The 451-nt window shown below is 61.0% G+C and carries 1 pseudogene; it reads left to right on the top strand.

Features of this window, described 5'->3' with window-relative positions:
• Positions 1-69 precede the first annotated feature (69 nt).
• Positions 70-451 (top strand): annotated as a pseudogene (locus ACHAA3_RS16830) (transposase); the annotation flags it as partial.

Genomic DNA, 451 nt, shown 5'->3' with positions numbered 1-451 from the left:
GGGGCTGCTGAACGATTCGGTGTCAACTGACTTGTAGTGCTGTGAGGTGCTGCTGGAAGGATGTTGACCGTGCCGAAGCCCTATCCCCGTGAGTTCCGTGATGATGTGGTCCGGGTCGCCAGAAATCGTGAGCCAGGCCATCAGCTGAAGCAGATCGCTGCTGACTTCGGGATCTCCGAGTCGTGTCTGGCGAACTGGATGAAGACCGCTGATATCGAAGAGGGCGTGAAGCCTGGCACGACGGTTGAACAGAATGTCGAGCTGAGAAACGCCAAGAGGCGGATCCGGTTGCTGGAGCAGGAGAACGAGGTTCTGCGGCGGGCGGCGGCGTATCTGTCTCAGGCCAATCTGCCGGGAAAATGATCTACCCGCTCGTCCGCGAGTTGGCCGCGACCGGTGCCCCGATCAGGGTGCCGGTCACGGTGACGTGCCGGGTTCTGAAGATCGCCCG

The organism is Aeromicrobium sp. CF3.5 (assembly GCF_051262695.1).
Taxonomy (GTDB): domain Bacteria; phylum Actinomycetota; class Actinomycetes; order Propionibacteriales; family Nocardioidaceae; genus Aeromicrobium.
Note: the sequence above shows the minus strand (reverse complement) of the source record. Positions and strands in the feature narration are given on the sequence as shown.